This window comes from Alkalilimnicola sp. S0819 (genome assembly GCF_009295635.1).
GTDB lineage: Bacteria > Pseudomonadota > Gammaproteobacteria > Nitrococcales > WHIW01 > S0819.
This window is the reverse complement of sequence record NZ_WHIW01000011.1, coordinates 20,390-43,841: the sequence shown is the minus strand read 5'-3', so window position 1 is coordinate 43,841 and position 23,452 is coordinate 20,390. Positions and strand designations below refer to the sequence as shown.

At 66.8% G+C, this 23,452-nt stretch carries 22 protein-coding genes and 1 tRNA gene; 17 read left to right on the top strand and 6 right to left on the bottom strand.

The genetic code is table 11. The features are described 5' to 3' along the window. Positions 1 to 117 precede the first annotated feature (117 nt). The 8 genes from GBG68_RS10235 to GBG68_RS10200 are packed head-to-tail and all read left to right on the top strand — an operon-like array spanning position 118 to position 8,498. The gene (locus GBG68_RS10235; protein WP_152146955.1) at positions 118 to 2,907 is read left to right on the top strand and encodes a monovalent cation/H+ antiporter subunit A; all 2,790 of its coding nucleotides are present in this window, start codon (positions 118 to 120) and stop codon (positions 2,905 to 2,907) included. Further along, entirely contained in the window at positions 2,907 to 3,230 is a 324-nt protein-coding gene (locus tag GBG68_RS10230; RefSeq protein WP_152146953.1) for a Na+/H+ antiporter subunit C, read from the top strand. The genes GBG68_RS10235 and GBG68_RS10230 overlap by 1 nt, the downstream gene beginning before the upstream one ends. Further along, the gene (locus tag GBG68_RS10225; RefSeq protein ID WP_152146951.1) at positions 3,227 to 4,780 is read left to right on the top strand and encodes a monovalent cation/H+ antiporter subunit D; all 1,554 of its coding nucleotides are present in this window, start codon (positions 3,227 to 3,229) and stop codon (positions 4,778 to 4,780) included. The genes GBG68_RS10230 and GBG68_RS10225 overlap by 4 nt, the downstream gene beginning before the upstream one ends. Beyond that, positions 4,777 to 5,280, top strand: a complete 504-nt coding sequence (locus GBG68_RS10220; RefSeq protein WP_152146949.1) for a Na+/H+ antiporter subunit E — start codon at positions 4,777 to 4,779, stop codon at positions 5,278 to 5,280. Before GBG68_RS10225 ends, GBG68_RS10220 begins: the two co-directional genes overlap by 4 nt. Further along, the gene (locus GBG68_RS10215; RefSeq protein ID WP_152146947.1) at positions 5,262 to 5,531 is read left to right on the top strand and encodes a K+/H+ antiporter subunit F; all 270 of its coding nucleotides are present in this window, start codon (positions 5,262 to 5,264) and stop codon (positions 5,529 to 5,531) included. Before GBG68_RS10220 ends, GBG68_RS10215 begins: the two co-directional genes overlap by 19 nt. An 8-nt stretch (positions 5,532 to 5,539) precedes the next feature. After that, positions 5,540 to 5,878 (top strand): Na+/H+ antiporter subunit G, encoded by a 339-nt coding sequence (locus GBG68_RS10210; protein ID WP_152146945.1) that lies wholly within the window; start codon positions 5,540 to 5,542, stop codon positions 5,876 to 5,878. Beyond that, positions 5,878 to 6,732: a carboxylating nicotinate-nucleotide diphosphorylase gene (gene nadC, locus GBG68_RS10205; protein ID WP_152146943.1), complete on the top strand. Its 855-nt coding sequence runs from the start codon at positions 5,878 to 5,880 to the stop codon at positions 6,730 to 6,732. The genes GBG68_RS10210 and nadC overlap by 1 nt, the downstream gene beginning before the upstream one ends. Positions 6,733 to 6,734: 2 nt before the next feature. Next, entirely contained in the window at positions 6,735 to 8,498 is a 1,764-nt protein-coding gene (locus GBG68_RS10200) for a GspE/PulE family protein (RefSeq protein ID WP_152146941.1), read from the top strand. Positions 8,499 to 8,538: 40 nt separating this feature from the next. Here the strand turns inward: GBG68_RS10200 and GBG68_RS10195 are convergent, their stop codons facing one another. After that, positions 8,539 to 9,591 (bottom strand): YeiH family protein, encoded by a 1,053-nt coding sequence (locus GBG68_RS10195; protein ID WP_152146939.1) that lies wholly within the window; start codon positions 9,589 to 9,591, stop codon positions 8,539 to 8,541. Between the two features lie 95 nt (positions 9,592 to 9,686). Between GBG68_RS10195 and GBG68_RS10190 the strand changes: the two genes are divergently transcribed. After that, on the top strand, positions 9,687 to 10,565 hold the full coding sequence (locus GBG68_RS10190) for a LysR family transcriptional regulator (protein WP_152146937.1): 879 nt from the start codon (positions 9,687 to 9,689) through the stop codon (positions 10,563 to 10,565). Between the two features lie 8 nt (positions 10,566 to 10,573). Here the strand turns inward: GBG68_RS10190 and GBG68_RS10185 are convergent. Further along, positions 10,574 to 10,649: transfer RNA gene (locus GBG68_RS10185), tRNA-Thr, on the bottom strand. A 131-nt stretch (positions 10,650 to 10,780) separates the two neighbouring features. Here GBG68_RS10185 and GBG68_RS10180 point away from each other — a divergent pair. From GBG68_RS10180 to GBG68_RS10145, 8 genes are all read left to right on the top strand, one after another. Next, positions 10,781 to 11,293 (top strand): GspH/FimT family pseudopilin, encoded by a 513-nt coding sequence (locus tag GBG68_RS10180; RefSeq protein WP_152146934.1) that lies wholly within the window; start codon positions 10,781 to 10,783, stop codon positions 11,291 to 11,293. Next, entirely contained in the window at positions 11,290 to 11,787 is a 498-nt protein-coding gene (gene pilV / locus GBG68_RS10175; protein WP_152146932.1) for a type IV pilus modification protein PilV, read from the top strand. The genes GBG68_RS10180 and pilV overlap by 4 nt, the downstream gene beginning before the upstream one ends. Next, complete coding sequence (locus GBG68_RS10170; RefSeq protein ID WP_152146930.1) at positions 11,784 to 12,680, top strand: PilW family protein; 897 nt, start codon at positions 11,784 to 11,786, stop codon at positions 12,678 to 12,680. The genes pilV and GBG68_RS10170 overlap by 4 nt, the downstream gene beginning before the upstream one ends. A 4-nt stretch (positions 12,681 to 12,684) precedes the next feature. Continuing rightward, the gene (locus tag GBG68_RS10165; protein ID WP_152146929.1) at positions 12,685 to 13,230 is read left to right on the top strand and encodes a PilX N-terminal domain-containing pilus assembly protein; all 546 of its coding nucleotides are present in this window, start codon (positions 12,685 to 12,687) and stop codon (positions 13,228 to 13,230) included. 31 nt (positions 13,231 to 13,261) lie between these two features. Further along, a complete protein-coding gene (locus GBG68_RS14570) occupies positions 13,262 to 16,579 on the top strand; it encodes a pilus assembly protein (protein ID WP_152146927.1) in 3,318 nt (1,105 codons plus the stop codon). Between the two features lie 35 nt (positions 16,580 to 16,614). Further along, positions 16,615 to 16,974 carry a hypothetical protein gene (locus tag GBG68_RS10155; RefSeq protein ID WP_152146924.1) on the top strand — a complete coding sequence of 120 codons (360 nt, stop codon included), beginning with the start codon at positions 16,615 to 16,617 and terminating at the stop codon, positions 16,972 to 16,974. A gap of 14 nt (positions 16,975 to 16,988) precedes the next feature. Beyond that, entirely contained in the window at positions 16,989 to 17,423 is a 435-nt protein-coding gene (locus GBG68_RS10150; RefSeq protein WP_152146922.1) for a type IV pilin protein, read from the top strand. Positions 17,424 to 17,497: 74 nt separating this feature from the next. Further along, complete coding sequence (locus GBG68_RS10145) at positions 17,498 to 18,070, top strand: GspH/FimT family pseudopilin (protein WP_152146920.1); 573 nt, start codon at positions 17,498 to 17,500, stop codon at positions 18,068 to 18,070. A gap of 67 nt (positions 18,071 to 18,137) precedes the next feature. On the opposite strand, the gene ispH is transcribed toward GBG68_RS10145, so the two are convergent. The 4 genes from ispH to GBG68_RS10125 all read right to left on the bottom strand — a co-directional run bounded on the left by ispH (position 18,138) and on the right by GBG68_RS10125 (position 23,436). Continuing rightward, complete coding sequence (gene ispH, locus GBG68_RS10140; protein ID WP_152146918.1) at positions 18,138 to 19,082, bottom strand: 4-hydroxy-3-methylbut-2-enyl diphosphate reductase; 945 nt, start codon at positions 19,080 to 19,082, stop codon at positions 18,138 to 18,140. 112 nt (positions 19,083 to 19,194) lie between these two features. After that, positions 19,195 to 19,656: a signal peptidase II gene (lspA, locus tag GBG68_RS10135; protein WP_152146916.1), complete on the bottom strand. Its 462-nt coding sequence runs from the start codon at positions 19,654 to 19,656 to the stop codon at positions 19,195 to 19,197. After that, on the bottom strand, positions 19,656 to 22,481 hold the full coding sequence (gene ileS / locus GBG68_RS10130) for an isoleucine--tRNA ligase (RefSeq protein WP_152146914.1): 2,826 nt from the start codon (positions 22,479 to 22,481) through the stop codon (positions 19,656 to 19,658). Before ileS ends, lspA begins: the two co-directional genes overlap by 1 nt. A gap of 31 nt (positions 22,482 to 22,512) precedes the next feature. Further along, positions 22,513 to 23,436: a bifunctional riboflavin kinase/FAD synthetase gene (locus GBG68_RS10125; RefSeq protein WP_152146912.1), complete on the bottom strand. Its 924-nt coding sequence runs from the start codon at positions 23,434 to 23,436 to the stop codon at positions 22,513 to 22,515. Positions 23,437 to 23,452 lie beyond the last annotated feature (16 nt).

The following is a 23,452-nucleotide window of genomic DNA, read 5'->3' as shown; positions in this document are numbered from 1 at the left end:
AGCGGGCGGCGTGGGCCGCAGACTCCCCAGGGCGCTCGGCAGTTGCTAGAATCCGGGCCAATTCATGCACGCGGGTCTCTGTTTCCCGCTCCCAACCGGACACGGCAGACCCCTTCTATGAACATCCTGCTGATCGTGCTCTTGCCCTTTCTGTTCGCTTGGCTGCCTGTGCTCACCGTGCGCAGCGGGCGCAGCCACTGCGCCTGGATGACCGCGGCCCCCGTGCTCACGGCGCTGGCCCTGCTGCTCAGCCAGGCGCCGGCGGTGTTCCGCGGCGAGACTCTGCAGACAAGCTGGGCGTGGCTGCCCCAGGTGGGCCTGAACTTCAGCCTGATGATCGACGGCCTGGGCTTCATGTTCGCCCTGCTGATTCTGGGCATCGGCCTGCTGGTGATCCTCTACGCCCGCTATTATCTGTCCGACCAAGACCCGATGGGCCGCTTCTACGGCTTTCTGCTGCTGTTCATGGGCGCGATGCTCGGCGTGGTGCTCTCGGACAATCTGATCCTGCTGACCATCTTCTGGGAGCTGACCAGCCTGAGCTCCTTCCTGCTGATCGGATACTGGAAACACCGGGCCGATGCCCGCCAGGGCGCGCGCATGGCGCTGACCATCACCGGCGCCGGGGGGCTTGCCATGCTCGCCGGGGTAATCCTGCTGGGCACCATCGCCGGCAGCTTCCAGATCTCGGAAGTCATGCAGCGGGCCGACATCATCCAGGCCAGCCCCTGGTATCTGCCCATGCTGGTACTGATCCTGCTGGGGGCCTTCACCAAATCGGCGCAGTTCCCCTTCCACTTCTGGTTGCCCCACGCCATGGCCGCGCCCACCCCGGTGAGCGCCTATCTGCATTCGGCCACCATGGTGAAGGCCGGCGTATTCCTGCTCGCACGCCTGTTCCCGGCGCTGGCGGGCACCGAGGAGTGGTTCTATCTCGTCAGCAGCGCCGGCACCCTCACCCTGCTGTTCGGTGCCTACGTTGCGTTGTTCCAGCATGACCTGAAAGGCCTGCTGGCCTATTCCACCATCAGCCACCTGGGCCTGATCACCCTGCTGTTCGGCCTGGGCACGCCCCTCGCGGCTGTCGCCGGCGTGTTCCACATTCTCAACCACGCCACCTTCAAGGCCTCGCTGTTCATGGCCGCGGGCATCGTCGACCACGAGACCGGCACCCGGGACATTCGCGTGCTGGGCGGGCTGTTCAAGTACATGCCCCATACCGCCACCCTGGCACTGGTGGCCGCCGCCGCCATGGCCGGTGTGCCGCTGTTGAACGGCTTTCTCTCCAAGGAGATGTTCTTCGCCGAGGTGCTGCACGCCGACCAGTACGGCGCCAGCGGCATCATCTTGCCGATTCTTGCCACCCTGGGCGGGGTGTTCAGCGTCGCCTACTCCCTGCGCTTCATCCACGACGTGTTCTTCGGCAAGCCCGGGGGTGAACTGCCCAACATGCCCCACGAACCCCCGCGCTACATGAAGGTGCCGGTGGAAATTCTGGTAGGCCTGAGCCTGGCGGTGGGTATCGTGCCCACGATCATCATCGGCGGCCTGCTGGCCACCGCCGCCGGCTCCGTGCTGCTGGGCGAGCTGCCCCACTACAGCCTCGCCATCTGGCACGGCCTCAACCTGCCCCTGTTGATGAGCGCCATCGCGCTGGCGGGTGGCACGCTGATCTACTGGCAGCGCGCCGCGGTGATCCGTCTCCACGACACCGTATGGCCGCGCATCGAGGCGAAACCCCTGTTCGACCAGGCCATCGCGGCGTTGCGGGGCCTGGCCCGCTGGCTGGAGCGACTGCTGGACAACCGCTCCCTGCAACGCTATGCCACCTACACTCTGCTCAGCGCCCTGGCCCTGGGCGCGCTGGCCATGTCGGGGCCGCTGGGCCCGAGCTTCGGCGAGCTGCCCCGCACGCCCGCCGCGCCCATCGCCTGGGCGGTCTGGGCGCTGCTGATCGCCGGCTGCCTCGCCACGGTGCTGCTGCATCGACGCCGGCTGGTGAGCATCGTGGTGGTGGGTGTCGTCGGGCTGATCCTGTCCATCGGCTTCGCCTATCTCTCCGCGCCGGATCTGGCCCTGACCCAGCTCTCGGTGGAGCTGGTCACCACCATCCTGCTGTTGCTGGCGCTCAATTTGCTGCCCAAGGAATCGCCGCGGGAATCGGGCATCGGGCGGCGCACCCGGGACGGGCTGATCGCCGCCGCCTCGGGGCTGGGGCTGGGCGCGCTGGTGTATGCCGCCATGACCCGGCCGCTGGAGAGCATCTCGCTGTTCCACCTGCTGCAGTCCAAACCCGGCGGCGGGGGCACCAATGTGGTCAACGTGATCCTGGTGGACTTCCGCGGCTTCGATACCCTGGGCGAGATCACGGTGCTGGGCATCGCGGCACTGGGCGTGTACGCCATGCTCGACAAGCTGCGCGAGGACGTGGTCGCGGTGGACGGCAGCGAGGCTCGCTGGCCGATGATGCTGCAAGTGGGCACCCGCCTGCTGCTGCCCTTCGCCCTGCTGGTGGCGGCCTATATCTTCCTGCGCGGCCATAACCTGCCGGGCGGTGGTTTCATCGCCGGGCTTATCGCCAGTGTCGCGCTGATCATGCAGTACATGGCCAGCGGCACCCTGTGGGCCGCCGGTCGGCTGTGGAACGATTACCGGGGCATGATCGCCATGGGCCTGCTTGTTGCCACCCTCACGGGTATCGGCAGCTGGTTCGTGGGCCACCCCTTTCTCACCAGCGCCTTCACCTACCTGAAGTGGCCGTTGGTGGGCAAATTCGAGGTCGCCAGCGCTATCGCCTTCGACCTGGGCGTGTTCCTCGCCGTGGTCGGCTCGGTGGTGCTGATGCTCACCCGGCTCGGCGCCCTGCGCGAGGAACCGGCGCGGCGGGCCGGCAAGGAGGAGAACTGATGGAATTTCTGGTCGCCAGTGCCGTGGCGGTGATGAGCGCCGCGGGCATCTACCTGCTGCTGCGGGGCCGCACCTTTCCCGTCATCCTGGGCCTGAACCTGCTGGCCTACGCGGTGAACCTGTATCTGTTCGCCATGGGCCGACTGCAGCTGGACGCCCCGCCGCTCACCCTGCCCGGTGCGGAGCGCTTCACCGACCCGCTGCCCCAGGCCCTGGTGCTCACCGCCATTGTCATCGGCTTCGCCATGACCGCCTTTCTGGTAGCCCTGGCGCTGCGCGCGCGCTTCGTGCTGGGTAACGACCACGTGGACGGCAAACAATGAATCATCTGGTCATTGCTCCCATCGTTCTGCCGCTGCTGGCCGGCGTCCTGCTGGTGTTCATGACCAGCGCGCCGCTGGCCTCGCGCCGGGCCGCCAACCTGATCGCCACCACCGCCCTGCTCCTGCTGGGCATCGGCCTGCTGTGGCTGTCCGCCGACGGTGCCCACCGGGTCTATGAGCTGGGCGACTGGCCCGCACCCTTCGGCATCGTGCTGGTGCTGGACCGGCTCAGCGCCTTCATGGTCTGCCTGACCGGCATCGTCGCCCTGGCCAGCCTGCTGTTCGCGGTGCAGGGCTGGGACGGGCGCGGCAAGAACTTCCACCCGCTGTTCCAGCTACAGCTGCTGGGCCTGAACATCGCCTTTCTCACCGGGGATGCGTTCAACCTCTTCGTCGCCTTCGAGGTGATGCTGATCGCCTCCTACGGCCTGCTGCTGCACGGCGGCGGCCGCGCCCGCACCCGGGCGGGCTTCCACTACGTGGTAATCAACCTGATCGGCTCCTCCCTGTTCCTGCTGGGGGTGGGGCTGCTGTACGCGGTCACCGGCACCCTGAACATGGCGGATCTTGCCGTACAGGCCGCCGTCGTCTCCCCCGAGGACGCCTTCCTGCTGAAGGCCGGCGGCCTGCTGCTGATGCTGGTCTTCGCGGTGAAGGCCGCCCTGCTGCCGCTGTACTTCTGGCTGCCCGGCGCCTATAGCGCGGCCTCGGCCCCGGTGGCGGCGATCTTCGCCATCATGACCAAGGTGGGCGCCTACGCCATCATCCGGGTGAGCGTGCTGGTATTCGGCCCCCAGGCCGGCGAGGCCGCGGACCTGCTGGCCCCCTATCTGTTGCCGGTGGCGCTGGCTACCCATGTGGCGGGCATGGTGGGGGCGCTGGCCGCCGATACCCTGCGCCGCCAGGTGGCCTACCTGGTGGTCGCCTCCATGGGCACCTTGCTTGCCGCCGTGGGGCTCTACAGCGGCGAAGGGCTGGATGCCGCCCTGTATTACCTGCCCCACGGCACCCTGGTGATCTGCGCGCTGTTCATGCTCGCCGACCTGGTGGGCATGCAGCGGGGCGAGCTGGATGACCGTCTGCAGGCCGGCCGTGCCCTGGCGCAGCCGGCCTTGCTGGGCGTCCTGTATTTCGCACTAGCCATCGCCGTAATCGGCCTGCCGCCGCTCAGCGGTTTCATCGGCAAGGTGCTGATCATGAACGCCGCGTTGGACAGCTCCGCGCTGGCCTGGGTCTGGGCCGTACTGTTGGGCGGCGGGCTGCTGGGCATCATCGGCATGGGCCGGGCGGGCAGCCAGATCTTCTGGAAGAGCGGCGACGTGGAAGCCGCCGCCGACACCCCCCGCGTCGGCCTGGGCCATGCCCTGCCGGTGGCGGCGGTGCTGACACTGCTCGCCGCGCTCACGGTGCTGGCCGGCCCCTTCGGCGAACTGACCGCCGCCACCGCCGCCCAGGTGATGGACACCGGGGCCTACGTGGATGCCGTGCTGGGCACCCCCGGCGCACTGGAAGCTCGTGAACTGCTGTCCGCAGGGGAGAACGCCCGATGATCAAGCGCCTGCTGCCTCACCCGGTGCTCGCCGCCACCCTGCTCCTCGCCTGGGTGCTGCTGATGGACAGCGCCGGTATCGGCGTGTTGCTGCTGGGCCTGATCCTGGCCGTGCTCATCGCCCGCTGGAGCACCGCGTTCTGGCCCGAACCCGTGGGCTTCCGGCGCCCGGGGCTGCTGCTGCGCTTCGTCCCGCTGGTGTTATGGGACATTCTGGTGGCCAATATCGCGGTGGCGCGGCTGGTTCTGGGCCCGAACCGCAAGCTGCGTCCGGCCTTCCTGGTGATTCCGGTGGAACTGGAAAGCCCCCACGCCATCACCGCCTTCGCCAGCATCATCACCCTCACCCCGGGCACTGTCTCGGCGGAGCTGAGCGAGGACCGGCGCACCCTGTACGTGCACGCCCTGGACTCCGCCGACCCACAGGCCGACATCGCCGGCATCAAGCAGCGCTATGAACAGCCGCTGAAGGAGATCTTCGAATGCTCGCCGTCTCGCTGAACATCGCGCTGATCGCGGTTGCGCTGGCCATGCTGCTGAATCTGTGGCGACTACTGCGCGGCCCGGACGTGCCGGACCGGGTGCTGGCCCTGGACACGCTCTACATCAACACCATCGCCCTGATGATCCTGCTGGGCATGCGCTTTGGCACCAGCGTGTTCTTCGAGGCCGCGCTGATCATCGCGCTGCTGGGCTTCATCGGCACCGTGGCCTTCGGCAAATACCTGCTGCGCGGCAATATCATCGAGTGAGTGCGACCATGAGCGAAGTGTTCATTTCCATCCTGTTGCTGATCGGCGCCGCCTTCGCCCTGATCGGCTCCCTGGGGCTGGCGAAGCTGCCGGACTTCTTCACCCGGCTTCACGCCCCCACCAAGGCCACCACCCTGGGCCTGGGCGGCATGCTCATCGCCGCCGCGCTGCACAGCCACCTGGTCAGCGGCGAGCTCACCGCCCGCCCGGTGCTGATTACCGTCTTTCTGTTCATGACCGCGCCGATCAGCGCCCACTTGCTGGCCCGGGCCGCCATCTACCGCAAGCTGCGCTCCTGCGCGCCCCTGCCCCACGACCGGGGCGAGACTCCGCGGGAAGAGGCCTGATGCGCACCGAGCAACTGAGCGAACCACGCCCCGAGAGCGTCACCGAGGACGTGCGCCGAGCGTTGGCCGAGGACATCGGCGCCGGCGACCTCACCGCCGCGCTGCTGCCCGCCGGCAAAACCGCCCGTGCCCGCCTCATCAGCCGGGAACCGGCGGTGCTGTGCGGCAGCGCCTGGCTGGACGAGGTGTTCCGCCAGCTCGACCCCAGCGTAACCGTCGACTGGCGCGTGGCCGACGGCGACGAGCTCGCCTGCAACCAACTACTGTGCGTGCTGGAAGGCCCGGTGCGCAGCATCGTCAGCGGCGAGCGTACGGCGCTGAACTTCCTCCAGACCCTCTCCGGAACCGCCACCGCGGCGCGGCGCTTCGCCGCCGCCGTGGCGGGCACGCGGACCCGCATCCTGGATACTCGCAAGACCCTCCCCGGTCTGCGCCTGGCACAAAAGTACGCCACGCACTGCGGCGGCTGCGTGAATCACCGCCTCGGCCTCTACGACGCGGTGCTGATCAAGGAAAACCACATCCTCGCCTGCGGCGGGGTGGCCGCCGCGGTGATGGAGGCCCGTCGCCTGCACCCTGGCGCACCGGTGGAGGTGGAAGTGGAGAACCTGGACGAGCTGCAGCAGGCCCTGCACGCCGCGCCCGACCAGATCCTGCTGGATAACTTCTCGCTGGACCAGTTGGAGCAGGCCGTGGCGCTGGCTGGCGGGCGCATCCCGCTGGAGGCGTCGGGCAATGTAGAACTGAACCGGCTCACGGCGCTGGCCGCAACCGGCGTGGATTTCATCTCCACCGGGGCGATCACCAAGCATGTACACGCCATCGACCTCTCGCTGCGGCTGGAGGACGCCTGAGCATGGCAGCCGCCCCCACCGGCCGTCTGACTGTCGAGGCGCTGCTGGCCCAGCTCGCCGAGGATGGTCTGCTGGACGAGGACCAGCGCCGCCTGTGGAGCAGCCACGGCAAGGATCCGGGCACGGAACACCCGCTGGTGCAGTTCGCCCGCCGGGAGGCGCCGGACCCCGAACGACCGGGGCGCACCCTGGACCTGGAGCGCCTTAGCACCTGGCTCGCCGCCCGCCACGGCCTGCCCCACGTGCGCATAGACCCGCTCGCCATCGACGTGGCGGAAGTGGCCGGGGTGGTTTCCTACGCCTATGCCAGCCGCTTTCGCATCCTGCCCATCCAGGTGGAAGCCGACAGCGTCACCATCGCCAGCGCCGACCCCTGGAGCGGCGAGTGGCGCGAGGAGCTGGAGCGCATTCTCGGCAAGACCGTCAAGCCGGTCATGGCCAACCCCGCCGACATCGACCGCTTCCTGGTGGAGTTCTACAGCCTCGCCCGCTCCATGCGCGGCGCGAAAACGCAGCAGGGCCGGGACAGCGGCCTGCAGAACCTGGAGCAGCTGCGCGAACTCGGCCGCCGCGGCGAGCTGGAAGCCAACGACGGCCACGTGGTCAGCGTGGTGGACTGGTTGCTGCAGTACGCCATGGAACAGCGCGCCAGTGATATCCACATGGAACCGCGCCGTGAGCAAGGCAATGTCCGCTTTCGCATCGACGGCGTGTTGCACCAGGTCTACGAAATCCCCGCCGCGGTGATGGGCGCGGTCACCAGTCGACTGAAGATCCTCGCCCGCATGGACGTGGCCGAAAAGCGCCGCCCCCAGGACGGGCGGCTGAAGATCCGCAGCGTTCAGGGCCGCGAGGTAGAGTTTCGCCTGTCCACCATGCCCAGCGTCTTTGGGGAGAAGCTGGTGCTGCGCATCTTCGACCCGGATGCCCTGGTGCTGGATCTGGCCCAGCTCGGCTTCAGCCAGCAGGAGAACGCCCAGTGGCAGGAGCTGATCCACGCCCCCAACGGCATCGTCCTGGTCACCGGCCCCACCGGCTCGGGCAAGACCACCACGCTCTACTCCAGCCTGCGCCAGCTCGCCGGCCCCGAGGTGAACGTGAGCAGCGTGGAGGACCCGGTGGAACTGGTGGAGCCGTCCTTCAACCAGATGCAGGTACAGCGCAATATCGGCCTGAACTTCGCCGACGGCATCCGCACGCTGCTGCGCCAGGACCCGGACATCATCATGGTGGGCGAGATCCGCGACCTGGAAACCGCCGAGATGGCCGTGCAAGCGGCCCAGACCGGGCACCTGGTGCTCTCCACCCTGCACACCAACGATGCGCCCTCGGCCATCGTCCGTCTGCTGGACCTGGGCCTGCCGGCCTATCTGATTCGCAGCTCCTTGCTCGGCGTGCTGGCCCAGCGCCTGGTGCGCACGCTCTGCCCCCACTGCCGGAAACCGGAAGCCGTGGAGCGGGAGGCCTGGCAGAAGCTGGTCGCCCCCTGGAAGGCCGAGCCGCCCGCGCAGATCCGCCGCGCCACGGGCTGCCTGGAATGCCGCCGCACCGGCTACAAGGGACGCACGGGGCTGTATGAGTTATTACGCATCACCCCGGCCCTGCGGGAGCTGATCACCGCGGAGGCGGATCTGCCCGCCCTTCGGGCCCAGGCCATCAAGGAGGGGCTGCGGCCGATGCGACTCAGTGGCGCGCGCAAGATCGCCCAGGGGGTGACGGATATCGACGAGGTGATCAAGGTGACGCCGCCGCCGCACGAGGCCTGAGTCGCCGCACGAGACCTGAGCCGGCGCGGGATACTGCCCGTCAGGGAGACAGACCGCCCAACAGCAGGTTCACCCCATAGCCGCCGGCAAAGAGGAAGCCGAACAGCAACAGCGCCAGCAGCATCGGCCGCCGCCCGGCACCGACCACGGCGGCGACGCGGGTGCGCAACCCCAGAGCCGCCATGGCCATGGCCAGCAAGGCGGCATCCAGCCGCAGCAGCCCGTCGAGCAGCGGCGCCGGCACCGTCACCAGCGAATTGACGCCAATCACGCCGAGAAAGAGCAGCGCGAACCAGGGGACCGTCAGCCGGCTCCTGCCACCTTCAGCCTGCGCGCCCGCGTAGCCGGAAAGCAGCAGCAGGAACGGCATCAACAGCATCACCCGCAGCATCTTCACCAACACCGCTGTATGGGCAGCCTCGGCCCCCACCGCGCCACCGGCGACCACCACCTGGGCGACCTCATGCAGGGTAGAGCCGACGAAGGCGCCGTAGGCCTGCTCGCCGAGGCCCAGATACGGATGAGCCAACGGATAGAGGAACATGCCCAGGGTGCCGAACAGCACCACCGTCGCCACCGCCACCGCCACCTTGTGGGGCGGCGCGCGCAGCACCGGCGCCACCGCTATCACCGCCGCCGCCCCGCAGATCGCGCTGCCCGCGCCGATCAGCATGGCGCTCTGACGATCGAGCCGCAGCAGGCGCGTGCCGGCGTACACGGCCAGCAGGAAGGTACTGCAGACCATGACGGCGCTGGTGAGCAAGCCCGACCAGCCGACCAGCGCCAGATCCTGCAAGGTAATGTGGAAACCGTAGAGCACGATGCCCAGGCGCAGCAACCCGCCGGCGGCATATTCCGCCCCAGGCTCGCAGGCGAGGCGCAGCCGCCCATAAACCGTGTTGCCGACGACACCGCCGAATATCATCGCCAGCGTCAAGCTGCCCAGCCCCAGGCCGCGGACGAAGCCACTGCCCGCTACCCAGCCCGCGCCCAGCGCGATCAGCAGCACCAGCGCCAAGCCCGGGAGATAGTTCCGCGCCGCCGGCCGGCGGCTGTCCTCAAGGCATACCGCCGTTCCTGTAAGCTGCGACATAGATCACCCCCGCATAAGCTTATAAACATCCTCCTTCAGCCTGATGCATACTGCCAATTGCCATTTATCACCTATGCATAACTTTTGGTAATACCGTGAACCTGCACCTGCTCCGCACCTTCACCGCCGTCGCGACCCACGGCAGCTTTTCCCGCGCCGCCCAGGCCCTGCATATCACCCAGCCCGCCGTCTCCAAGGGGGTTCGCGATCTGGAGTTTCAACTGGGGATAACGCTGCTGGAGCGCGGCGCGCGCCAGCTCCGCCTGACCGAGGCCGGTGAAGCGCTGCACGAGCATGCCAAGGCCATCTTCGCCCTGGAGCGGGCGGCCCAGGCCGACCTGCGGGCGCGCCAGGGGCTGGAGCGAGGCAACCTCACCGTGGGCGCGAGCATGACCATCGCCACCTATCTGCTGCCCCCGCTGGTGGCGCGGTTTCTAGCGCGCCATCCCGGCGTCGAGGTGAAGATCGTCAGCGACAACACCGCGGCGATCGAGCGCCGCCTGCTGGGTTACGAACTGGACGCGGCCTTCGTCGAGGGGCCGACTCGGCATCGCGAGATCCTGCGCGCCCCGTGGCGGGAAGATGAACTGGTGATTCTTGCCGCGGGCTCTCACCCGCTGAGCCAGCTCGCCGCGCTCGAGCCGGAGAGACTGGCCCGGGAGCGCTGGATCATCCGCGAGGCCGGCTCGGGCACGCGCACGGTGACCGAGACCCTGTTGCGGGACGCCGGCATCGAGGTCACGCGGGTATTGGAGGTGGACAGCGTCGCCGCGGCCGTGGAGAGCACCGCCGCCGGGCTGGGCCTTACCATGGTCTCGCGCACCGCCGCCCGCCAGCACTTGACCACCGGCCGGCTGCGGATCCTGAAGGGGCTGCCGGTCTTCCGGCGGCCGCTGTACCGTATCGGCCTGCGCCACAAACCGCTAAGCCCCGCGGCGCAACGGTTCATCGAGATGGCGGATGAGGCGGATTAAAAAAGGAATGGTGCCGGAGAGAGGAATCGAACCCCCGACCTACTGATTACGAATCAGTTGCTCTACCGACTGAGCTACTCCGGCACGGGTGCGGGAGTATAGAACAAGGCCGCGCACTGAACAACGCGGGACGCGACAGGCCGCTGGTCGGCTGGACCGAGCACCTCGTCGTCGAAATCTGGTACCGCTCGCGCCCCCTGTCTATAACGGGCAACATGAAAACGACTAACGGCTTTACCCTGATCGAACTCATGGTGGTGGTCGCCTTGCTGGGCATCGTCGTAGCCATTGCTGTCCCCAGCTTCACCGACATTGTCCGCGACAACCGCATCACGACCCAAGCCAATGACATGCTGGCGGCGCTTAACCTGGCGCGCAGTGAAGCGATCAAGCGAAATCAGCGCGTATCGGTGTGCCCCAGCAGCAACCTGACCAACTGCAGCGGCGGCACCGACTGGTCGGTGGGCTGGATCGTGTTCACCGATGCCAACGGCAACGGCGCCGTCGATGCGGGCACCGACACGGTCCTGAAGGTCTGGGACGCCCCGGCGGGCGCGCCGAACATTACCGGACCGGGCCAAATCCGCTACGCCGGCAATGGCATGCTGGACCAGGCCGCCGCCCAGACCATCGTCCACAGGGCGAAGGGCTGCAGCAATACGGAGCAGCGCCGAATCACGGTCGCGCTGACCGGGCGCCCGGGCACCACCAACGAGGCCTGCTCATGAGACAGCAACGAAAGCGACAACAGGGGCTGTCTCTGATCGAAGTGCTGGTGGCAGTGCTGGTGCTTTCCGTCGGCCTGCTGGGGCTGGCCGGGCTACAGGCTGCCAGCCTGAAGAACAACCACAGCGCCTACCTGCGCAGCCAGGCGACCATCCTCGCCAACGATATGGCCGACCGGATGCGCGCCAATCGTGCAGGCTTTCTGAGCGGCGCCTACGACCAACCGGCAGCCGCGCAGACCGCCACCTGCCTGACCACCGCCGGCTGCAGCGCCGCCAACATGGCCGCCCACGATGCCTGGGAGTGGCAACAGGCCGTTGCCGCCCAGCTCCCGGGCGGCAACGCAATAGTCTGTCGTGACAGCACCCTGGAGAACACCGCGACCCCCGCCGCACCAGCGTGTGACGGCGCCGGGGATTTTTACGCCATCAAGATCTGGTGGAACGACGAGCGTGACGGCAGCACGCTCCTCTTTGACACGAGCGTGCGCCCATGAAACAGCTCTATTCCGTCAGCCGACGACAGCAGTACGGTGTCGGCCTGATCGAGATCATGATCGCCCTGGCCATCAGTCTGCTATTGGTCGCCGGCGTCGTGCAGATCTTCATATCATCCAAGCAGGGCTACCGCGTACAGGAAGCCGCCGGGCGCCTGCAGGAAGACGGTCGTTTCAGCATGGAACTGGTCTCTCGCGATGTGCGGATGGCGGACTTCTGGGGGTGCCTGACAGACAGCGGGCTTATTACCAACCGCAGTGGCAATGCGATCTTCAGCACCGGGCTCGTCGGCCAGGTGAACGGCGCCAGCGATCAATTCACCGCCGTCAAGGCTTTGGGCGCGGGCACGGCGCTGCCCGCCGGGGCGCCGGTCAGCGGCGCGATCACCGTACCCGCCAACCATGGCCACACCACCGGTGATGTGGTGCTGATCGCCGACTGCCAGCGCGGCGACATCGTCACCCTCACCGGTAGCGACAGCACCAGCATTTCCCACGCCACCACCCTCAGCAAGAGCTACGGCCCGACGGCGCGCGTCTATCCGCTGGAAGCCGTCACCTACGCCGTCACCAACGGAACGCTGGTTCGCAACGGTCAACCACTGATCCCGAACGTCGAAGGCTTTCAGGTCCGATACGGGGTGGACGTGCTGCCGGCGGGCAGCCCCGACGGCTCCGCCGACTACTACGTGGACGCCAACACGGTGACCGGCAACGGCACCTGGGAGCAGGTAACCAGCATGCGAATCAACGTGCTGCTGCGCTCCGAGGAGCAGAACCTGACCAGCGGCGCCCAAGGTTATTATTTCAACGGCGCCGCCGCCAGCAACGGTGACGGCCGCCTGCGCCGCGGCTTCTCCACCACCGTCACCATCCGAAACCGGACGGGGTAGCTCCATGACTCGTAAACCGACACACCAGTCCCGGCACGCGCAGCGGGGCGCCGCGCTGGCCATCAGCCTCATACTGCTGCTGGTCATGACCCTGCTAGGTGTCTCTGCCATGCGCGGCACCACGCTGGAGGAGAAAATGGCCGGCAACACCCGCAACCGCAGCATCGCCTTCCAGGCGGCCGAAGCTGCTCTGCGTGAAGCCGAGACCACCTTGACCGGCTATGACGCTGCGTTCATCAGCGCCAACTTCGGCGACGGCGTCGGCAATGGTCTGTACGACAGCAACCATGATGCCGACCCTCACGACAACACGCTCTGGCAGGGCACCCGTTCGGTAGCTGCCAATGCCGTGCCGGGCACCGCGGCGCTGCCACGCTATTACATCAAGGAAATCGGCTTCGTGCCCGGCACCGGTGGCAGCATCGGGCTGAGCCAAGGCGTTCCTCAAGGCAGCGGCGGCATCACGGTTTTCGAAATCACGGCCCAGGGCACGGGCGGCGATACCGACGCCCAGGTTGTCCTGCGCACCCGCTACGGACTGTCGCTGTAATCTATTGATCCGCCCACAGGGGTGACGAGCCATGAAAATACAAGACCTCATCCGCAAAAGCCTGTTGACCGGCCTGATCGCGGCCACCGGGCTCCCCGTCGCCCAGGCCGCCCCCGGCAATCTGGCGGATCAGCCGCTGTTCACCGGCACCAAGGTCAAGCCCAATATCATGTTCGTGATGGACGATTCGGGCAGCATGGACTGGGAAGTGCTGCTCACCGATGGTGCCAGGGACGAGGGTTACAGTCACAACTCCGGCAACCTGGACTTCACCCCGGACAACAGTACCGAGCGGCTGGAATTGTGCGTCGGCTATAACGCCCTGGCCTATGATCCGAAAAAGACCTACACGCCCTGGAAGGGCGTCGACCAAGCGGGCAATCCGTTCGGCGATCAGTCCTACACCGCGGCGCGCAAACACCCCTATTACACCAGCACCGCCAACCTGAAAAACCACTACTATTTTGCCTGGCGCGACAATGGCGATGGCGTCTTCCAAAAAGGCGAGTGCCCCACCAAGAAGAAGCACCGCAAGTACGTCAAGGATCTGAGCGCCAGCGAGAAGACCAATTACGCCAACTGGTACACTTATTATCGCAAGCGCGAATATGTCGCGAAACGCTCGCTGACCGAGCTGATCAGCACCAACACCGAGACCCGCATGGGACTCAAGACCCTGCACAACAACAACTCGGTGTGGACCTCGGTGAAAGACAACGATGACGACGGCAACCGCGCAGCGCTGTTGAAGAACGCCGCCAGAATCAACTCCAGCGGCGGCACGCCGCTGAGAACGGCGCTCAAGAGTACCGGCGAATATTTCCGAGGCAAGCACTCGCCGATTCTGCCACTGGATAAAGGCGGCGCCTGCCAGCAGAACTTCGCCGTGGTGATGTCCGACGGCTACTGGAACGGCAGCTCCCCGTACGTGGGCAACGTCGACGGCGACAGCAGCAACAAATTCGCCGGCGGCTCCTATGCGGACAAGTACTCCAACACCCTGGCGGATGTGGCGATGTACTACTACTCCACCGACCTGGCACCCTCGCTGCCGCCGGCGGTGCCCACCATAGACGGCGTGGACGAGAACCCGGAGCAGCATCTGGTGACCTTCACCGTGGCCTTCGGCGTGCCCGGCACCCTGGACGCCAACCCCACCAACCCCAAGGCCAGCTTCAACTGGCCCAAGCCGACGAACAACCAGCCCACCACCACCGACGACATGCGTCACGCCGCCTGGAACGGCCGGGGCAAGTTCCTCAATGCCGGTGACCCGCAGGAGCTGATCGACTCCCTGAGCGATGCGATCGCCACCATCATCGACCGCACCGGCGCCGGCGGCACCGTGGCTTTCAGCAACACCCAACTGGAGACCGATACCGTGGTCTACCAGGGGCTGTTCAATTCCAACGGCTGGAGCGGTGATCTGCGCGCCTACAGCCTGGATGCCAATACCCAGAGCTTCAAGACGACCCCCGACTGGAGCGCCGCCGACAAGCTGGACGCGCGCAACCTGAAGACCCAACCGCGCACCATCCTGACCCACAATGGCAGCACCGGCGTAGCCTTTGAGTGGGACCAGCTATCGACCGCGCAGAAGAACGATCTGCGTCACGATGGCAGCGGTGTGATCAGCGGCCAGGACGATGTCGCCAAGGCCCGCCTGGCCTTCATCCGCGGCGATACCAGCCACGAAGGCACCGGCCACAACTTCCGCGACCGCAAGAGCCGACTTGGCGATATCATCAGCTCCAGTCCGGTTTACGTGGGCGACCCCATGGAGTACTACTGGCTGGACAGCGCGCCCTTCCCCACCGGCGCCCAGGCCTACTCTACCTTCGTAACCAACACCAGCCGTGACGGCATCATCTACGTCGGCGGCAACGACGGCATGCTCCATGCCTTCAACGAAAGCGGCGAAGAAGTACTCGCCTACATCCCCGGCACCAATTATTCCACCGCCAAGGGCCGGGGCCTGCATTTTCTCACCCAGCCCGACTACGCCCACCGCTATCATGTGGACCTGACGCCCACGACCGCACCGGCACACATCAAGACCAGTGCCGCGGTCGGCGCCACCGCCGCCTGGCGCACGGTGCTGCTGGGCGGTCAGCGCGCCGGCGGCCGCGGGCTGTTCGCGCTGGACATCACCGACCCCAGCCAATTCAAGGAGGCCAAGGCCGCGGACCTGGTGCTGTGGGAGTTCACCAACGCCAACGACGCCGACCTGGGCTATACCTACAGTAAGCCCACCGTCGTCCTGCTCAACAACGGCCGCTGGGCGGCTATCTTCGGCAACGGCTACAACGACACCGGCAGCGGCGAAGCGCAGTTGTTCATCGTCTACCTGGAAGGCGGCATCGACGGCACCTGGAGCTACCACCCCAGCGACTGGACCGCCACCGACTACATCAAGCTGTCCACCGGCGTCGGCTCGGCGGCCGATCGCAACGGTCTCTCGACCCCGGAAGTGGTCGACGTGAACGGCGACGGCACCGCCGACCGGGTATATGCCGGCGATCTACACGGCAATCTGTGGGTCTTCGATCTGTGCAACGAGGACGCCGACGGCGACTGCCAGGCCAGTGGCTGGGATGTCGCCTACCAGGACGGCGGCAACCCGCAACCCCTGTTCACGGGCCTCGCCACCCAGCCGATCACCGCCAAGCCCACCGTCATTCGCCACCCCGACAGCGCGGTGGGCAGCGACGAGAACGCCGGCGACCCGAACCTGGTCGTGCTGTTCGGCACCGGTCAGTATCTGACCGAAGCCGACAAGACCAATACCGACACCCAGGCCTTCTACGGCGTGTGGGACCGCGGCGTGGGCGGGCTCACCAAGAGCAAGCTCCAGCAGCAGACCATCACCAACGTCGACGGCAACAAGGGCCGCACGGCCACCAGCCACAGCGTCGATTGGATGCCCGCCGACGAAGACGACCGCCAGTACGGCTATTACGCCAATCTGCCGGACAGCGGCGAGCGGGCGGATACCGACCCGGTGGTGCGCGGCGACATCGTCTACTTCAACACCAAGATCCCCTCCGCCGATGCCTGCCAGGCGGGCGGCAGTGGGTGGGAGATGTCGCTGAGCATCAGCAACGGCGGCGCGCCGCCCCGCCCGGTCTTCGACTACAACCGCGACGGCGTAATCGACAGCCTGGATACCTACGGCCGGGACAAAGACGCCTATGTGGGCTCGAAGACAGCCGAAGGCCTGCCCGGGGGCGCTGCCTTCTCCGGCAACAAGCAAGTCACCGTGAGCACGGATACCCATCGGTTGCGCGAGCGCCTGGTGGAAAGCTTGGGTGGCAGCAACGCCGGCCGCATGTCCTGGCAGGAACTGTGAACAGCAGGCCAGGCGCCAATATGAGGATGAAGCTCATGTTAATTAGACTACTCGCAAGCGCCCTTTTGGCCCTGGCGCTGGGGCCGGCGAGCGCCGGCAACGGTCTGCCCTTGCATTACCCGGCGCGAATCACCGCGATTCAGACCGTCGACCGGGTGGACCTGTCCGAGAACACCCTGGTGGCAGGCGATCTTGCCTATCGCCTGGATCCCAACCTGCGGGTGCACACACCGGCCACCGCCAACGCGCCGCCGCAGGCACTGCGGGTCGGCCAGCGGGTGACCTTTTTCCCGGAGCCTCTACCGGACGGCCAGGAGCTGGTACGCGAGATCTGGATACTCCCGAAGGGAGACAGCCGCCGCTGGCTGCAGCCCGAGCCGGATGAAGCAAACTGACGGAGATAGCGACAATGACCAACAGCACCGCTCGGAGCAACCGCGGCTTCAGTCTGATCGAACTGATGATCGCGGTCGCCATCCTCGGCATTCTCGTCGCCATCGCCGTACCCAGCTACACGGAACACGTGCGCAGCTCGAACCGCGCCGATGCCCGTGCCGCCCTGGTGGAATTGGCGCAGTTGATGGAGCGCTACTACACCGAAAACAACCGCTATGACGACGGCAGCAATGGCACCACAGCCCCGGCCCTGACGCCGAGCCTGGGCAACGACGGTTATAACATCAGCATCAGCAATGTCACTGCCACCAGCTTTACGCTGCAGGCCGCCCCAGTGGCCGGCGGCATTCAAGACGGTGATCGGTGCGGGACGCTGACCCTTGATCAGACCGGGTTGGGTAACATCACCGGTCAGGGCGCCGGCGTCACCCGAGCGGATTGCTGGTAACCCCAATCCCTCTCCCATAGAAAACCGGCGAGCACGGACGCCCGCCAAGCAACCGCCGATCAAGGAAGATCGTCATGCAAAGGAATGTAGCGCGCGGCTACACGCTCATCGAATTGCTGGTCGTCCTGGCCATGCTGGCGATACTCGCCAGCATGGCCTTGCCTGCCTACACCAGCGTCATCAACCGCAACCAGGCCAGCACCGCCATCAACAGCCTCAACCACGGCCTCGCGTTGACCCGCAGCACGGCGGTGCATGGCGGGCGGCGCGCGGTGATGTGCAAACCGCGCGATGGCGCCTGCGATCACAGCGCCCCGTGGCACGACGGCTGGTGGGTCTTTCAGGATAACAACAGCGACGGCCATTGCCAGGATCTCGATGGCGATCACCGCTGCGACGGCGACCAGGGCCGTATTGTGTGGCGACAGCCCTCGCTGCCGGCGCGTTTCAGCTTGAGCGCCAGCGGTCTCAACGCGTCCCGACGCATGGTATATGGCCCATTGGGAATGAGTGTCGGATATATGACGACCTTCTCGCTGTGCGACCGGCATGGAGAACACAGAGGCCTGGTCGTGGCGACCACCGGGCGGGTGAGGCGGGCGAATCCGGAGGAGCTGAGCGGGTGCGACGAGCAAAGCGGGGAATGATTACAGGCATCAATCGCACACGCCGCCGTGCTCGGTCAGCAGGAGCGGCACTAGTCCACGACGGTTGTTACCGACCCAGCGCCCGTGGCAAAGAGAAAACCACCGTCTCCTCCCGCCCTTTCATCTCTCGTGGCACGGCCGCCCCCCATGCCACCAGCCGGTCGACCACCTGGCGCACCAAATTCTCCGGCGCCGAGGCCCCGGCGGTGAGCCCAATCCGCTCCACGCCTGCCAGCCAGGCCCGGTCCAGATCCTCCGGCCCGTCGATGAGGTACGCCGGAATACCCCGCCGCTCGGCCAGCTCCCGTAAGCGGTTGGAGTTGGAGCTGTTGGACGACCCCACTACCAACAGCAGGTCGGAGCGCTCGGCCAGTTCCTTCACCGCGTCCTGACGGTTCTGGGTGGCGTAGCAGATGTCATCCTTGCGCGGGCTGTGGATGCGCGGGAACCTGGCCCGCAGCGCATCGATGATCGCCGCGGTGTCGTCCATGGAGAGCGTTGTCTGGCTGACATGAGCCAATTCATCGGGGTTGCGGACCTGTAGATGCGCCACATCCGCCACGGTCTCCACCAGGTAGATCGCGCCGCGCTCGGCGCCTTCGCCCACATACTGGCCTATGGTGCCCTCCACCTCCGGGTGACCGGCGTGCCCGATCAGCACCACCTCGCGCCCCTCGGAGGCGTGCTTGTGTACTTCCAGGTGCACCTTGGTCACCAGCGGGCAGGTGGCGTCAAAGACGCGCAGCTCCCGGTTCGCGGCTTCCTCGCGCACCGCCTGGGAGACACCATGGGCGCTGAAGATCACGGTATTGCCGTCGGGCACCTCATGGAGTTCCTCGACGAAGATCGCGCCCTTGGCCTTCAGGTCATCCACCACGAAGCGGTTGTGCACCACTTCGTGGCGCACGTAGATGGGCGCGCCGAACAGTTCCAGCGCGCGCTCGACGATGCTGATGGCCCGGTCCACGCCGGCGCAGAAGCCGCGGGGGTTGGCGAGGAGGATCTGTTGCATAGCGTTCAACCTTGTCGTGACACGTAGCCCGGGTGGAACCAAAGGCGGGAACCCGGGAGCTGCCTTGGCTCTGTTGGGTGGGAGCCCTCGATTCCGCTTCGCTGCATCACGGCTACGGGTTCCTGGGGCTGCGGAATGTCAGCACGACCAGCAGCACCACGCCGCAGCTGATGGCGATGTCGGCCACGTTGAATATGGGCCAGTGCCAGCGATCGTAATACAGATCGATGAAATCGATGACGTGGCCGTAGAAGGCCCGGTCGATCACGTTGCCGATGGCGCCGCCCAGAATCAAGCTCAGGCTGGCCGCCAGCCAGGGCTGGTCGCGCACCTCCCGCAGCCACCGGCCAAGGAACACGCTCACGACGATGGCCAGCACCACGAAGAACCAGCGCTGCCAGCCGCCTTGGTCGGCCAGGAAACTGAAGGCCGCCCCGGTGTTATAACCCAGCGTCAGGTTGAACGAGGGCAGCACCGGCAAGGGCTGGTGGTAGACCAGCAGGGCTTCAGCCAACTGTTTGCTCAGCTGGTCCAGCAGCACCACCGCGACGATCAGTGCGAGCCAGCGCTTCATCAGGCGTACCGTCTCGTTTCGCCGCTGCCGTCCACGTTCTCGACGCAGCGACCGCACAGCTCGGGGTGCGCGGCCACGGCGCCCACGTCCTCGCGCCGATGCCAGCAGCGGGTGCACTTGGCGTGCCCGGAGGCGGTGACCTTCAGCGCGAAGGCGGTGCCGTCCTCCAGCTGGGCGTCCACCGCGTCGGCGGGCCGCTCGGCCAGCGGGTGCAGACGGGCATAGGAGGTGATCAACGCGAAGCGCAGCTCATCTTCCAGCCGGGCGAAGTCCTGATACAGCCCTTCGGGCAGATACAGATCCACCTCGGCCTCCAGCGAGGCCTTGATGCGACCCTCGTTGCGCTGGCCCTCGATCTCCTTGTTCAGCGCCTCGCGCAACTGCAGCACCCGGGCCCAGTAGGCACGATCCAGCTCGCCCTGCAGGGGGAAGAGCCCTTCATACCATTCCTCCAGCAGCACCGACTCGCCCCGCTCGCCGGGAATGTGCTCGTAGATCTCTTCCGCGGTGAAGCTCAGCACCGGCGCGAGCCAGCGAGCGAAGGCCTGCACCACGTGGTAGAGCGCGCTCTGCGCCGAGCGCCGACCGGTGCTGTCGGCGGGCATGGTGTACTGGCGGTCCTTGATCACGTCCAGATAAAAGCCGCCCATCTCCAGCACGCAGAAGTTGTGCACCCGGTGGACGATCTGGTGGAACTCGTAATCGGTGTAGGCCTGGCGCAACCGTTCCTGCAGCTGCAGGGCCTGATCGACGATCCAGCGATCGAGCGGGAGCATCTGTTCGGGTGGCAGCAGATTCGCGGCCGGATCGAAGCCGGCAAGGTTGCCCAGCATGAAGCGGGCGGTATTGCGGATACGCCGATAGGCATCAGCCACCCGTTTGAGGATCTGGTCGGAGACGGCCATCTCGCCGCTGTAATCGGTGGAGGCCACCCACAGGCGCAGGATGTCCGCGCCCAGGCTGTCCATGACCTTCTGCGGAGCCACCACATTGCCCCGGGACTTGGACATCTTGTGGCCTTTCTCGTCCACGGTGAAGCCATGGGTGAGGACCGCTCGGTAGGGCGCCACGCCGCGCATGGCGATGCTGGTGCGCAGGGCCGCCATGAACCAGCCCCGGTGCTGGTCGGAGCCTTCCAGGTACATCTGGGCGGGGAAGGTGAGCTCGGGGCGACGATCCAGCACCGCGTGATGGGTGCTGCCGGAATCGAACCACACGTCCAGCACATCGCTGGCCTTCTCGTACTGCGCGGCTTCCTCGCCCAGCAGCTCGGCGGGCTCCAGCTCGAACCAGGCGTCGATGCCGCCCTGTTCCACCCTCAGTGCCACCTGCTCCAGCAATTCCACGGTGCGCGGGTGGGGCTGCTTGCTCTCCTTGTGGACGAACAAGGCAATGGGCACACCCCAGTTGCGCTGGCGGGAAATGCACCAGTCCGGTGAGCCCTCCACCATGCCGCGAATACGCGCCTGGCCCCAGCCGGGCACGAACTGCACGCCGTCGATGGCCTGGACGGCATCGCGGCGCAGGCCCTGCTTGTCCATGCCGATGAACCACTGGGGGGTGGCGCGGAAGATCAGCGGCGTCTTGTGGCGCCAGCAGTGAGGGTAGCTGTGCTGGAACTTCTCGTGGTGCAGCAGCACGCCGCGCTCGGCGAGCAGTGCGACGATCGCCGGGTTGGCCTTGAAGACCTGCTCGCCGGCGAAGTGCGCCACGCCCTCGCGGTAACGGCCCTGATCGTCCACCGGGTTGTCCACCGGCAGCTCGTAGCGCTGGCCGACGTTGTAGTCGTCCACGCCGTGGGCGGGGGCGGTGTGCACCGCGCCGGTGCCGGCATCGGTGGTCACATGCTCACCCAGAATCAGCGGCACCTCGCGGGCCTGGAAGGGGTGGCGCAGGCTGGCGCGCTCCAGGGCCGCACCCTGGGCACGGGCAACGACGCGGTAGTCTTCCACGCCGTAGCGCTGCAGCGCGCTCTCCACCAGGTCCTCGGCCAGCAGCAGGCGGCGGGCACGGCCTTCGTGCTCGAAGGCCACCAGGGCGTAGTTCAGATCGGGGTGGACTGCCACGGCCTGGTTGGCGGGCAGGGTCCAGGGGGTGGTGGTCCAAATGGCCACCGCCAGCTCGCCGGGGGCGTCCGCTTCCACGTTCAGGCGCGCGAGGAATCCCGACTCGTCGGCTACCGGGAAGGCCACGTCGATGGCCGGCGAGGTACGCTCCTCGTATTCCACCTCGGCCTCGGCCAGGGCCGATCCGCAGTCCAGGCACCAATGCACGGGCTTGAAGCCACGCAGCAGATGACCTTTGTCGATGATCTTCGCCAGCGTGCGCAGGATATCCGCCTCGATGCGAAAATCCATGGTGAGGTAGGGATTGTCCCAATCCCCGATCACGCCCATGCGTTTGAAGCCTTCGCGCTGGCCGTCCACCTGGGTGGCGGCGTACTCGCGGCAGGCCTGGCGGAATTCCCGCGCGCTCACCTTGTCGCCCACCCGACCCAGGCGCTGTTCCACCTTCGCCTCGATGGGCAGTCCGTGACAATCCCAGCCCGGCACGTAGGGCGCGTCATAGCCATCCAGCGTGCGGCTCTTGACGATAATGTCCTTGAGGACCTTGTTGACCGCGTGACCGATGTGGATGTCGCCGTTGGCGTAGGGGGGGCCATCATGCAACACCCACTTTTCGCGCCCGGCGCGCTGCTCGCGCAGGCGGCGGTACAGATCCATGCCCTGCCACTGGCTCAACCGCTCCGGTTCACGCTTGGCCAGGTTGCCCCGCATGGGGAAGTCGGTCTGCGGCAGATTGAGCGTGTGCTTGTAATCGGTCACGTCGGTTTCCCAGTGTTAAGCGGCAAATGGTTCAGGCGGTGAAATAATGGCGGGCGGCGGCTACATCGGCGGCAATTTGCGCGCGCAAGGCCTCCAGCGAATCGAAGCGCTGCTCGTCGCGCAGCCAGTGCAGAAACTCCACCCGCACGTGGCGACCGTACACCTGCTGGTCGAAATCCAGCAGGTAGACTTCCAGCACCGTGCCCCGCCCGTTCACCGTGGGCCGGGTGCCGATGCTGGCCACCCCTTCCCGCGGCGCGCCCAGGCCATGCACCCGCACGGTGAAGATCCCGCGCAGCGGTGGTCGCATGCCGATGAAGGGCAGGTTCAGGGTCGGAAAACCCAGCTCCCGCCCCAGGCGCTGGCCATGGCTTACCCGGCCGGAAATGGCATAGGGGCGGCCCAGCAGGCGCTCGGCCTCGGCCAGCTCGCCGGCGGCCAGCCGTTCACGGATGCGGGTGCTGCTGATGCGTCCGCCGGCCTCGGCCACCGTGTCCATGCGGCCCAGTGCCAGCCCGTAGCGCGGCGCCAAGCCCTTTAACAGCGCATAGTCCCCGCCCCGGCCCCGGCCGAAGCGGAAATCGTCGCCCACCAGCAGGTAACGCGCCTCCAGGCCGTCGTGCAGCACCCGTCGGACGAACGCCTCGGCCTCCAGGGCGGCGAGACGCGGGCCGAAACGCAGACAGATCAGCGCGTCCAGCCCGCAGCCCCGCAGCGCCAGCAGCTTGTCCCGCAGCCGGGTAATGCGCGGCGGGGCCTTTTCGGGGTGCAGATACTCCAGCGGATGGGGCTCGAAGCTCAGCAACAGCGCCGGCCCGCCCAGCTCATCCGCCCGGGCACGCAGCTCGGCGAGCATGCGCTGATGGCCGCGGTGCACCCCATCGAAGTTGCCGATGGTCACCGCGCCGCCACGCAGGCTGGAGGGCAGATTGTCGAAACCGCGAATCAGGCGCATGCCACAGGGCCCGCAA